This window comes from Fructilactobacillus sp. X8R2C1, from assembly GCF_059900955.1.
In genome coordinates this window covers 132,411-144,913 of sequence record NZ_JBWXVI010000005.1, presented here as the reverse complement: position 1 = coordinate 144,913, position 12,503 = coordinate 132,411, and the positions used below count along the sequence as shown (strand labels likewise).

Annotated in this window: 14 protein-coding genes; 1 reads left to right on the top strand and 13 read right to left on the bottom strand. The window is 35.6% G+C overall.

The genetic code is table 11. The features are described 5' to 3' along the window. The first annotated feature begins 245 nt into the window (after positions 1 to 245). Positions 246 to 899: a VTT domain-containing protein gene (locus AC6UD6_RS06500; protein WP_500694417.1), complete on the top strand. Its 654-nt coding sequence runs from the start codon at positions 246 to 248 to the stop codon at positions 897 to 899. A gap of 40 nt (positions 900 to 939) precedes the next feature. Here the strand turns inward: AC6UD6_RS06500 and AC6UD6_RS06495 are convergent, their stop codons facing one another. The 13 genes from AC6UD6_RS06495 to AC6UD6_RS06435 form a co-directional block, all read right to left on the bottom strand. After that, positions 940 to 1,566: a TIGR01906 family membrane protein gene (locus AC6UD6_RS06495; protein ID WP_500696108.1), complete on the bottom strand. Its 627-nt coding sequence runs from the start codon at positions 1,564 to 1,566 to the stop codon at positions 940 to 942. A gap of 1 nt (position 1,567) precedes the next feature. After that, complete coding sequence (locus AC6UD6_RS06490) at positions 1,568 to 2,353, bottom strand: TIGR01457 family HAD-type hydrolase (RefSeq protein ID WP_500696107.1); 786 nt, start codon at positions 2,351 to 2,353, stop codon at positions 1,568 to 1,570. Positions 2,354 to 2,364: 11 nt separating this feature from the next. Further along, positions 2,365 to 2,895 carry a YutD family protein gene (locus AC6UD6_RS06485; protein WP_500694414.1) on the bottom strand — a complete coding sequence of 177 codons (531 nt, stop codon included), beginning with the start codon at positions 2,893 to 2,895 and terminating at the stop codon, positions 2,365 to 2,367. Between the two features lies 1 nt (position 2,896). Further along, positions 2,897 to 4,285, bottom strand: a complete 1,389-nt coding sequence (locus AC6UD6_RS06480; RefSeq protein WP_500696106.1) for a bifunctional metallophosphatase/5'-nucleotidase — start codon at positions 4,283 to 4,285, stop codon at positions 2,897 to 2,899. A gap of 88 nt (positions 4,286 to 4,373) precedes the next feature. After that, entirely contained in the window at positions 4,374 to 5,771 is a 1,398-nt protein-coding gene (locus tag AC6UD6_RS06475; protein ID WP_500696105.1) for an amino acid permease, read from the bottom strand. A gap of 164 nt (positions 5,772 to 5,935) precedes the next feature. Continuing rightward, on the bottom strand, positions 5,936 to 7,144 hold the full coding sequence (locus tag AC6UD6_RS06470; RefSeq protein ID WP_500696104.1) for an acetate/propionate family kinase: 1,209 nt from the start codon (positions 7,142 to 7,144) through the stop codon (positions 5,936 to 5,938). 21 nt (positions 7,145 to 7,165) lie between these two features. Further along, positions 7,166 to 8,158, bottom strand: a complete 993-nt coding sequence (locus tag AC6UD6_RS06465) for a class I SAM-dependent methyltransferase (protein WP_500696114.1) — start codon at positions 8,156 to 8,158, stop codon at positions 7,166 to 7,168. A 261-nt stretch (positions 8,159 to 8,419) separates the two neighbouring features. Continuing rightward, entirely contained in the window at positions 8,420 to 8,848 is a 429-nt protein-coding gene (locus AC6UD6_RS06460; protein ID WP_500696103.1) for a competence type IV pilus minor pilin ComGF, read from the bottom strand. Positions 8,849 to 8,994: 146 nt separating this feature from the next. Further along, positions 8,995 to 9,441, bottom strand: a complete 447-nt coding sequence (locus AC6UD6_RS06455) for a prepilin-type N-terminal cleavage/methylation domain-containing protein (RefSeq protein ID WP_500694409.1) — start codon at positions 9,439 to 9,441, stop codon at positions 8,995 to 8,997. Continuing rightward, complete coding sequence (gene comGC, locus AC6UD6_RS06450; protein WP_500696102.1) at positions 9,425 to 9,721, bottom strand: competence type IV pilus major pilin ComGC; 297 nt, start codon at positions 9,719 to 9,721, stop codon at positions 9,425 to 9,427. The genes AC6UD6_RS06455 and comGC overlap by 17 nt, the downstream gene beginning before the upstream one ends. Continuing rightward, positions 9,721 to 10,743 carry a type II secretion system F family protein gene (locus AC6UD6_RS06445; protein WP_500696101.1) on the bottom strand — a complete coding sequence of 341 codons (1,023 nt, stop codon included), beginning with the start codon at positions 10,741 to 10,743 and terminating at the stop codon, positions 9,721 to 9,723. Before AC6UD6_RS06445 ends, comGC begins: the two co-directional genes overlap by 1 nt. Then, positions 10,709 to 11,698: a competence type IV pilus ATPase ComGA gene (comGA, locus tag AC6UD6_RS06440; RefSeq protein ID WP_500696100.1), complete on the bottom strand. Its 990-nt coding sequence runs from the start codon at positions 11,696 to 11,698 to the stop codon at positions 10,709 to 10,711. The genes AC6UD6_RS06445 and comGA overlap by 35 nt, the downstream gene beginning before the upstream one ends. A gap of 62 nt (positions 11,699 to 11,760) precedes the next feature. Further along, positions 11,761 to 12,495 carry a YebC/PmpR family DNA-binding transcriptional regulator gene (locus AC6UD6_RS06435; RefSeq protein ID WP_500694428.1) on the bottom strand — a complete coding sequence of 245 codons (735 nt, stop codon included), beginning with the start codon at positions 12,493 to 12,495 and terminating at the stop codon, positions 11,761 to 11,763. Positions 12,496 to 12,503: the final 8 nt, after the last annotated feature.

Genomic DNA, 12,503 nt, shown 5'->3' with positions numbered 1-12,503 from the left:
TCAACGCCGCATATAATAATATACCATGTGGTTAATTTATTGTCAATAGAAAAGTTTGACTAATTTTAACCAAATTGATATGCCGCACTTGACGACAACTAATACTATACTATCTATCACAGTTAACGTCAATACTTTTTTTAAATAAACCCAAATTAATTTAAATAAGAAAAAATTAAATTCAAAAATCCTCATTTTATTGATACACTTAAATAGTTAATGACTTATATAAAAAGAGGAAAAACATGGATTTTTTTAAATTTTTAATTGACTTTATATTACACATTGATCATCACTTAATCACGATCGTAAACATGTTTGGCGATTGGACATACTTAATCTTATTTGCAATCATATTTATTGAAACTGGAGCGGTCATTTTACCTTTCCTTCCTGGAGATTCACTTTTATTTGCAGCCGCTGCCCTATCTGCTAACTCCAATTATCATCTTAGTATCTGGATATTCATCATTATCTTCTTCTTAGCATCTGCCGGTGGAGACTCCCTTAACTTCTTTATTGGAAGAAAAGTTGGAAACGCACTAACTGAACACCACTTTTTTGGTAAATTTATCAAGGAAGAAGATCTAACTCGTGCACGTGAATTCTTCGATAAATACGGTGCAATTGCCATCTTTTTGGCTAGATTCATGCCAATTATCAGAACCTTTGCCCCATTTGTAGCCGCTGGCACAGATTTCAGCTATAAAAAATTCCTTAAATACAACCTCATTGCTTGTATCAGTTGGGTACTGATTTGTTGTGGAGCTGGGTATTTCTTCGGAAATATTCCATTCGTTCAAGAACACTTTTCACTAGTAATCATTTTGATTATCGTAATTTCACTAATTCCAGCTTTAATTGGATATCTAAAAAGCAAGATTTCTACATCGAAATAGGTTTCAAACAAAAAGAGCCTGTCTATTAGATCTTAATCTTCTAGACAGACTCTTTTTTTAGTTGTCTTTTACCAATCCAAATTATAAAAGATAATCCCAAAAGAATAATTAAAAAAAACAACAAAAAGCACATTAAAAAATATTGATTCGGCAATACGTTAATGATTGGATCTTTCTTTGGCGTAAAAACCCAATCCTGATTTCTAAAAAGAACATCATGGAAATAAATAAAAACATCTTGAAAATCCAAAACACAAAAGACTCCAAAAAAAATTATAAATAAAATCGTCATCTCTGAAAGCAACTGAAACTTCCATAACTTCTTAAAGTAAAGGAAACGAATCATAATGACAAGTAAAACCATGGATACAATTAACAATACCAAATTATTAGTTAATACCAACGCTCTTACATTGTTAAAATGTACCATTCCATTTGCCGAAATTGGAAACTGGTCCAAACTTAATTTAGACGCAAATGGATTCTGAATGAAACCAATCATTTTATAAAAATTACTCATTAATAATCCACTTGAAACATGAAATTGATTAGTTAAATTCAACACGGAAAATGCAACATAATAAAGCCAACTAGCATTGATAACAAAAAAAACGGCAAATGTTATTAAAAAAAGTAGTATTAAAACAAATACTACTAAATCTTTCAAACTATAAAGTATTCCATTCATCTAAGCTATTTACCTCATAAGTAGGTTGAACTTCTTTCTTTTTTACCTGTTCCCTGGTAGACACACCAGTATAAGTCAGCAAAGTATCTACTCCATCGTTAATGCCGGCCATAATATCAGTGTCATAATTATCGCCTACCATGATTACGTCTGCTTTGCTTAAATTCAATTGATCTAAAGCTTTTCTAACAATTAAGGTCTTGGGTTTGCCAATCATCACCGGCTCAACCCCTGAAGCATACCGAACTGAGTCGATAATTGAACCAGCACTTGGCAGCATCCCATATTCGCTTGGAATTCTCGCATCTGGATTAGTTCCAACAAATTTAGCTCCGTAGGCAATCCCCAGCACTGCTCGTGCTAATTTTTCATACGTCAAGTCACGATCAAGACCAACCACTACATACTCTGGATTATCTGTAAAAATATTGAAACCCATTTTCTCCATGGATTCCTTTAATCCATTTTCTCCAATAACGTACGCCGTTCTGGCTTTATTTTCATGCGACTTCGCATCCTCACTAACAAAAGCAGCTGTAGCCATCCCCGAAGTATAAACGTTGTCATTTGTAACATGAATATCGTGATTAAGTGCCAAATTATGGACCACCTCACTTGGAGTCTTGGTTGAATTATTCGTAACAAATAAAAAAGGAATGTGATTTTTCTGGAGTCTCTCAATAAAACGCTTAGCCGCTGGGATTCGCTTTTTTCCTTGATAAACGGTTCCATCCAAATCAATTAAATATCCCTTATAACTCTTCATCAAGATTTCACCTATTTCTGTCTAATGGTAAAGCTACGCTTGCCATCTCTAAAATGTTTTGATTTAAAATTATTATTTGACGTCTGATTAGCATTATGCTTGCTTGCAGTTCCTGCTTTTCTATTTTTTCCACCAGCACGTTGTCTTTTTCTACTAGTTTTATGGCTTTGATTCTTTTCCTTTTCGGCTTCCAAATTGTGTAAGACAAAGTAATTAGAACCAAAATTGGCATCCTCAATAATATAATCTGGAATTGCCGCATGACGTAAACCCTTACTAACATTTCTAAAGTCAGCATAAAAACCCTTTAGCCGTAACTGATTATATCCCCAGTCACCAACAATGTAATCAAAACGTGTCAAAATGGGATTAAATTTATTGGCAAATTCACCTAAATCAAAAGCATTTCTAATATTAGCTTCAAGAACGTACACGTGGCCATTAATGCTTAAAGTTGTTTCATCAACCTGCTTAATAGTAGCCAAGGAATCTCTCTCATCATTCCTTGTTTCAATCAAACTCTCAATTTCGTTGTGATCCATTTTACTTCCCCTCGATCGGAAACTTCTTTGCTAGATAATCACCAAAAACATCCCGCAAAGTTTCACCATAAAAAATGTTATTTTTACCCACAATACTAATCGCCGGGAAAAACGGAATAAAACTATAATGATCAATCAAAGCAATCGTGTATTTTTTATCGGGTTCTACTAGTTGATTATGATAGAATAACTGCTTTTTATTAGTGTCGTATCGAATCCCATCATAAATGAGCCTTCCAAAATATTTTCCCCGAAAACCCATTCCTTTTTGCTCAAAACGAACTAAAAAGTCCTTGTTCTTTTCCATTTCCATAACCATTTCCCACAAGTTATAACCATAAAATTGACTTTTCATAACGTGAATTGAATGTGGTAATAATTTATGGAGTTCGTTTTTGTCAACAATTCCCTTTTTTAAATCACCTAAAAACAAACCCGTGTTCAAAACGGCAGCAGTCGTCCCAGTTTTAGCTTCAATGGCCTTTAGTCCCAAGTCAACCAGTTCATTATCATCAGTTAGTGACGTTGTCATTGTATGAGGAATGTCAGCAACCTTACTACTTGCTAAAATTCTCTCACCGCGATCTTCAAGACGCTCAATCTCCTCTGCATCTTGCACATCGGTTTCCATTTCAGACGTTTTATATACACGTGCCTTAACGTTCTCTACTCTTTTTTCAGCGTTAACGTCAAAAGTAATTTCACCGACGTAGTGGCCCCATTTCTCAGCTGCGGTTAACATGGTTTGATTAACCATTTCACCATGAACTAACAAATGATGAGTGTGACCCCCAACGATAATATTGATATCAGGAAATACTTTCGCAATTCTTCGATCATTGCTAATCCCTAAGTGGGAAAGCAAAATCAGAACGTCATATTGCCCCTTCCAATCATTCAAGCAACGCTCAATAGTACTTTTAATTGGAAGTGAATTCCAATCCATGTATTGGTACGTGGGATAAGGTGCCGTTAAGCCCATAAAACGGACCCGAACATCATTTTTTAGCTTAAAATCACGATACGGGATCGCCCATTTTGGAAGTTGACCAGTTCTTTCATCAATCACATTATCCAAAACAACGGGAAAATTGGCATCATCATAAAGATGCGCCAGTTCGTCATGTGACATTGTTAGTGCTTCATTATTTCCAATTGTGGCAGCATCATAACCAACTGAATTCATCAATTCAATGTTGGCCTTACCAGAAGTAGCATCAGTCAGCGCGTTTGATCGGTCAATGGCGTCACCGTCATCAACTTTAAACACTCGATAACCCTGCTTTTCCAATTGTTTTGTTCTTAGTTTCATAAACCTTCTGATCTTGGGCCAATTTTCAAAATGAGAATGAAGATCATTGGTATGCAGAATTGCTACTTTATCATCCATAAAATTACTTCCTCAAAATGTTTTCTGTAACTATCGCTAATTTCTATTTTAACATCCATCAATAACTATAATCAAAAAGTCGATGACTTTAATCATCGACTTCTTTGTTTTCTCTTCTTTTATCATTTAAAACTTTAAATCCATATAGAACAAGAAGCCAAACAACCGATCCAATCAATGCGATCAATGTTTGCATTTTGAAAATTAAAACAAAAGCAACGAAGACCATAAATCCAACAACAAAAAAGTCAGAATATGGGAAAAATGGCATCTTGAAGGTAAGTTTGTTTGTCTGTTCTTGGTTAAGTGACTTACGATATTCATAGTGTGTAATAACAATTAAAGACCAAACAAACAAGAAACAAGTGGTAGCGATACTTGAAACTAATTCAAAAACACCGTCTGGCATCAAAATGTTTAACAACACTGAAATAGCAATCACAATCGTTGAAAACAAAATTGCATTTGCAGGAATGTGCCTTTTTGAAAGCGTTCCAAGCTTCTTTGCAAATTTATTTTGGCTCTTGTCGGTTAGAGAAAATAACATTCTACCGGTAGTAAAAATAGCACTATTACAAGAAGAGGCTGCAGCGGTCAAGACCACGAAATTAATAATAGCAGCTGCTGACTTAACTCCAATGTTTGAAAACACTTGGACAAAAGGACTCGAATTTGCTGAAATGTACTGCCAAGGAAAAATACACATTAGAGCCAATAACGAACCAACATAAAAAATAATGATTCTAGTTGGGACTTCATTAATACATTTAGGAATGATTCTCTGAGGATCTTGGGTCTCTGAAGCAGTCATCCCAATCATTTCAATTCCTGCAAAACTAAAAAGAACCATTTGAAAAGAAAGGACAAATCCAGATGCACCATGGGCAAAAAATCCATCAGAATACAAATTAGACACCTGTGCATAACCAACACTTGTCTTGTAATGCATCAAAACCAAAACAATTCCAATAATGATTAACGCCACAATGGCCACCACTTTAATCAATGCAAACCAGAATTCAGTTTCACCAAAAGCAGACACGGTAATTGAGTTCAACAAGAATAAAATCAAAATTAAGAAAGCAGCAGTTACCCACTGTGGCAGGTCAGGAAACCAAAACTTCATGTATAGACCAGCAGCGGTTACTTCTGCCATTGCAATGGCAATCCAGCAAAACCAGTAGGTCCAGCCTGCCACAAAACCAGTTCTTTCTCCTAGGTACTTATTAATAAATTCAATGAACGAAACACTATTCGTATTTGAAAGTAGTAATTCACCAAGTGCTCTCATTAAGAAAAAGCAAGCAACTCCAGCAATTATATATGCAATGATAATGGATGGACCAGCCAAATGAATTGATTGACCAGCTCCTAAAAACAATCCGGTTCCAATGGTCCCGCCTAGTGCCATTAATTGAACGTGACGACTTTTAAGTCCACGTGACATTTGGTTTTCATTATTTGTATTTTTTTCCAACAAAAACATCCTTTCTTTACGTATGCCTACATTATACACGGATACGTGAAGCTGTTTGCTACTTTTTATGGAAATTATACAGATATTTTGTAAGAAAAACTACCAAAATTTCAAAAAAGGTTAAATCAATGACATAAAAAAGAAATCTTGGATTTACCAAGATTTCTTTTAGGTTATTTACTTGCTTTCTTTTCCTTTTCAAGTCGCTGAACATCAAGGGCAATCATCAATTCTTCGTTGGTTGGTACCAAAAGGGTCTTAATCTTTGAGCCATCAGCACTCAAATCTCTAACCACCCCACGCACATTGTTCTTTTCTTTATCAACGCCAATCCCGAAGTATGACAATTGGTCAGTAACTTCTTGTCTAACGGTAATACTATTTTCACCAACTCCAGCAGTGAACACGATTGCATCAGCACCACCAAGTTCAGCTAGGTAGGATCCAATGTATCTAACAATTCGATTAACATAGATCTGCCGAGCAATTCTAGCACGATGATTAGTCTTTTGAGCAGCCTCAACCTCACGCATATCAGCAGAGACGCCCGAAATACCAAGTAATCCAGACTTAGTATTTAAGACTTTAATCATATCGTTGATATCTGTCATTCCTTCTTTTTCCATAACATAGGCCAAAAGAGAAGGATCAACATCACCTGAACGCGTAGCCATGGTTAAACCAGTAACTGGGGTAAATCCCATCGATGTGTCATAGGACTTACCGTTCTTAACGGCACAGATTGAGGCACCCGCACCTAAATGCATGATAATCATCTTTAAATCTTCTACGGGTTTACCCATTAACTCAGCTGCTCTTTGAGAGACATAGCGATAACTAATCCCGTGGAATCCATATTTACGAGCCGTATATTTTTCGTAGTACTCATAAGGAAGACTGTACAGATAATTTTTCTCGGGGATGGTTTGATGAAATGATGTATCAAAGACGGCAACGCTAGTCACGTTTGGAAGCACCTTTTCAAATGCCTTAATTCCTAAAACATTGGCTGGCTCATGCAAGGGTGCCAATTCATCCAAACTTTCGATCTTTTTGAGAACTTCAGGAGTAATGATTACCGATTGATCGAAATATTCTCCACCAGCAACGACTCGATGTCCAACTCCGGTAATTTCGTTATAGTCGTTGATAATATCAAGATCGAGTAATTGATCTAACAAAATTTGGATTGCTTGTTCATGATCCTTAACATCTAATGTTTCCTCAAATTTCTTCCCATCATCATATTTAATTTCAACATGTGATTTTGGTAAGCCAATCCTTTCAATTAAACCTTCTCCAAGAACTTCTTCTTCTGGCATTTTAAACAACTTAAACTTTAAAGTCGAACTACCAGCATTAATTGCAATAATCTTACCCATGAGTAATCTCCTTAATTTCAACTATTTCTTCAATAAATCGTTTTCTTCCCAATCAACAATCTCCGCCATGAACTTTTGAAAGGCAGTCGTATCCTTAAACGAAGGAAACTCTCCTAACATCACTTTTTGAACTTGGTGACTATCTCCACCACGATTCTGCAAAATTAAAATGGCTTTTTGAGCACTTTTATCCCCAAACAACTCTTGGGGTAAATTCAGTACTCCCTGTAAATAAACCGAATCTTGAAACCACTTCAAAAGTCCCTTTGCTTCACTCGTTTCAAAAAGATTGCTTGGAACTAGGAACACTCCAAATCCAGCAGGCTTTAAGTAATTCATTGACTGCTCAATCAATAAATGATGAACATATGAATGACCAGATTGTGACCGCGTCGCATACCCTTTTGTCTTTTCATCAATTGGATAATAACCAACTGGGAGATCAGAGACAACTAAATCAACCTTAGGAACCAACAGATGTTCAATACTATCCTGCTGAATTAGTTCAACATCCAAATCTTGCATTTCAGAACTAATACTAGCAATTGAAATCATTGAATCATCATTATCGATTCCATATCCCTTAACAGTATCGTGAAGTGAATCGTGTAGCTGATTCATGACCGCTGTAAGTAAATTCCCAGTTCCAACTGCTGGATCAAGGATGCTCACGCTAGACTTGTGTTCATAAATCCGCGTAACTATGTATCCCATGATGTAAGCGATTGTATCAGGAGTTATTTGATGATTTGCCTGAATCTTATCTTCTTTAGTAGCTTTGATCATAACCATTTGAATAGCACGTCTAATCGATTCATTATCCATCTTTTTATAGTCAACCGTTTGATACAACTTAGTCAGTTCATCAACAACGTTTGGTTTTGGAATACCATCCTCGACCCGAACGGTATTGTTATCAATCATATTATCGGCGGTTTCGATGAAAGCGTCTAGATACGAAGTACCTAACGCCTGACTCAAGACTTTACTGGATTGATCAAAAACTTGAAACAATGATATTGATTCTTTCTTAGACAGAATATCAACCCCTCTTCTTATATATCTAGGGTTAATATTACCAGAATTCACGCATATTATTCAAGATTTCTCATTTATCTATTAGAATTATTCAATTCTTTCGTTAGTCTTTGATATTTTGCGGTTCGAATATGATTATTTTGAATTTGAAAATTAATCTTTTGGTAACGATAAACAACTATTCCAGACAAAAAAGTTAAAAACAAAATTGCAACTAACGTTAAACTCCCGCTTCTCTTACAGGTGACTTTTGGCTTCATAATTGACCCCATTAATTCTAATTTGACTAGTTAATATATGATGATGTAATGACCAAGATGCCTTACTAACGTTTAATATGATTGGAATATGTCCACCATTTACTCCACGCAATCGAACCATGTCATGATAATGTTCCATTATATATTCCTTATTTTCCTTCTTACTCTTTAATTTAATGGCATCTTTAGTGACTTTAATCATCTTAAACTGATAATCAGGTGACTCAATCACATCAAGATAACGATAAAAGGTTCCCTGATTATCACTCCACTTTTCCTTTTGAATTAATTGACTAGTAATCATAATCAAGCTAAATGCTAACGAGACCAACAAAAGTGAACAAATGGACTCAATCAACGAAAAGCCGGCTCGATCATTTATATTTTTTAAGTAATTCACGTTCATAATTCATCCTAACCTGATGTGTTTCATACTGACTTTTTCTTAAGCAATGATATTCAAAATCATTAACGTTTAAATAAAAGATCACACCACTACAAATCAGAATTAGACCAACTAAAGAGTCAATCAACGTGAACCCTAATCTAATTTTACTTAATAGTCTCAAGATGATATGCACCCCATCCAAGTTGAATTTTTTGTAAAATCGTTTTCCTTTGGTTCTGCGAATACCATCGAATTGTTTGCGGTTTAACGTATCCATCACTTTTGATCTCAATATCATGGTAACTTTTAACGCTTAATCCCTTTGGCATCCTAATTATCTTATCCTTTTGTTTCGATTTGCCACACTTAGCAAACACCACTTCATCATCTGGATAAAACAATACGTCCGTTGAATGATGACTATTCTGTGACTCTAGTAACGCGTCGTTCCACCCTGAATCTAAAGTTTGAAAAAAGCGTTCCTCTTTACCCTCAAAAAATCCCAAATAGTTCCCGGCAACCAAGGTGATCCCTAAAATAAGGGATGTTACAAACAAAACGAGGAGACTTTCCACTAACGTAAAACCCTCTTGATTATCTTTGAACGGCATGATTTTTTACTACGACCACTCTTTCCACTTGAGCTTGTTTAGCCTGCTTACTCGTTAAATAATGGCTTCTAACTAACTTGTTAATGGTTACATTTCCGTCATGCTTTTCGTCTTCATAAGCATCGATTTGAGTTTGAATAACCGACACCATCGCCGATCCATGAATTTTTTTGGCGTGATCCTTTTGATTGCTTAAGTTTGGAATAATAATTAGAACCAGTAGCGAGATAATGAATAAAACAATTGTCATTTCAATTAGTGTGAATCCTTTTCTCTTCATTAGTAAATTCCTTTCATTGAGTTATACATTGGCAGTAACATCTGCAAGTAAGCACCCACAATTAGGATGCCGATCACCGCAAATGAAATCGGCTGGATTAACTTAATCAGTAAATTCGACTTTCTGATCATGTCTTTAAAGCTGAGCTGACTTAAAGCTTTTAAATTTTGGGCTAATTCAGACTGAGTACTTCCATTTGATAGAAACACAATCATTTCCTCAGAAACAAAGGAATAATGAGCTAAACTTGCTCCAAAACTAAGTCCATTGTTAAAACCATCTTGCATAGTCTTCCCAACATCATATAGAAGACTCTGATGATCAAATTTTAATAAACTAAAAACAACTTGTTTTAAGTCCAATCCTCCTTTGATCATTAGCGCAAAGTTGGAGGTCACAAAATATTGGTAATATGACTTAAACAATGAACCAAGTAATGGGATCTTTACCAACAAATTAATTCGATCAATACACTTTTTATTTTTAAAACTTTGATAACCAAAAATTCCCGCCACAAGCGCCATGAATATTAATCCATAAACGACATATTGAATAAAATGACTTCCATTAGAAGCTGATTTACCGGTTAAATCAGCAGTTTGGGGCATAATCAAAAACCTAACTGCAAAAATAATACTAAACAAAACCACAAACAAAAATGCTGGATAAATTACCACTCCCTTAATCTTTTCATCTTGAGCAATTCTTAACTTTAAGAACTCCCCGACCCCTTTCATCTCATTAATCAAATCTCCATGTTTATCGGCAATTTCTAATTGGTAATAAATTGATTCACTCAAAAAGAATCTCATCGATTCTGGCAGCGAATTTCCGTCCTCCAAACTTTGCATGATCCTAGTAACTATTTTCTGATTTTTTGTTGACACCACTTTAATAAACTTCAAGCTCTGTCGGATAGAAAATCCCATCGATAAAAGGTCTCCCAAGGTTGAGAACAAGAATGACTGTTGTTTAAGGGAAACACATTTACCCGTAATAGTATTCATCTTTAACTTTTTCACTAATTATTCCTTTCCTCGAAAGCTCATCAATTCGATTCTTCCAATCATTCATATCGTCTTTTAATAGCGCATGATCACCAAATTTATCTTTAATAGTCATAAGAGTCTTAGTCTTCTTTGAAACGGTTGGTATTAATCGTTGATACACCACTAAATTCAAAGCTGATTTGATTCTTTCATAATCAAGTCCGAGCTCTAGCAATCTTTGAATTGTTCCTTCAGGAGACCTTGCATGAACTGTGCTTAGCACTAAATGTCCCGATAGAGCCGCTGAGATTGCCACTTCGGCCGTTTGATGATCACGAATCTCACCAATTATAAAAACATCAGGACGTTGTCTTAATCCCACTTTAAGTAAATCAGCGTAAGTCATTTGGGCCCGATCATTAACCTCAAGTTGTAAAAAATTTTCTTCATAAATTTCAACTGGATCTTCAATTGTCATCACGATCTGATTTTTACTAATGCTTCTAACGATTCGATAAATCGTGGTCGTCTTACCAGAACCAGTAGGACCAGCAAACAAAAGTAAACCACGTTTTTTACAGGAAGACTCGATCTTTTGAATTTGATCAGCATAAAAAAAGCCACTATCGACATGATTACTGTCATAGATAATCCTAATTACCATTGATTCATCTTGACTGAAATTACCCACCGATGACAATCGTAAACGTAATTTTTGACCTTTGATTGCATAATCCATCGATCCTAATTGGGGCCTGCGATTATCCGTAACCGACATCCCACTTTGATATTTACAATATGAAATGACTTTTTTAGCCATGTCTTTGCTCAAATCCGTAATTTGAATCGTCCGAACAGCCGTATGAACCTTGATACAATAGTCTTTTTCCTTAGGTAAAATAAAAACATCCGAAGCTTGTCGTTGAACTGCAAATTCCATAATATTGTTCAACCATTGTGTCACTTTCACTTTAATCACATCCTTCATAACTAAATACGAAAAAAAGATGCAATCTAATTAAAGATTGCATCTTTTATAAACTAATTTAATTATTTAGCTTGATTAGGTAATACGGCAGCTTCATAAACATCTTGAACATCATCGTTATCTTCTAATTCATCAATTAGACCACTGTACTGTTCAACTTTATCTGAAGGAACTTCTGTCGTATTCTGTGGAATCAACTTAACTTCGGCATCCAATTTATATCCTGCATCTTGTAATGCATCACGAACACTAGCCATGCTAGCAGGATCAGTAAGAATTTGATACTCATCATCCGTTGATTTCATATCATCAGCACCAGCATCCAACGCTGCCATCAACATACTATCCTCGTCGTCATCAGTATCTGACTTTGAAATCGTAATAAGACCCTTTCGGTCAAACATATATGAGACCGATCCGTCAGTTCCAAGGGAACCACCATGGTGAGTGAAGGCTGAACGAATAGCAGCAGCGGTTCGGTTTTTATTATCGGTTAAAGCAGAAACCATAACGGCAGTCCCACCAGGTCCATAACCTTCATATGTTACTTCTTCAAATTTAGCTCCACCAACTCCTGAAGCCTTGTCAATTGCTCGTTGAACGTTATCTTTTGGCATGTTTGCTTCACGAGCTTTTTCCATTTCTAGTCTTAATTGAGGATTTCCTTCGGGATCACTTCCACCAGCTTTTGCAGCTTGATATAAGTTACGTGAGATCTTCTGGAAAATCTTTCCACGCTTAGCATCTTGGGCGTTCTTTCGTCCTTGAATGTTATGCCACTTTGAATGTCCTGACATGATCACAA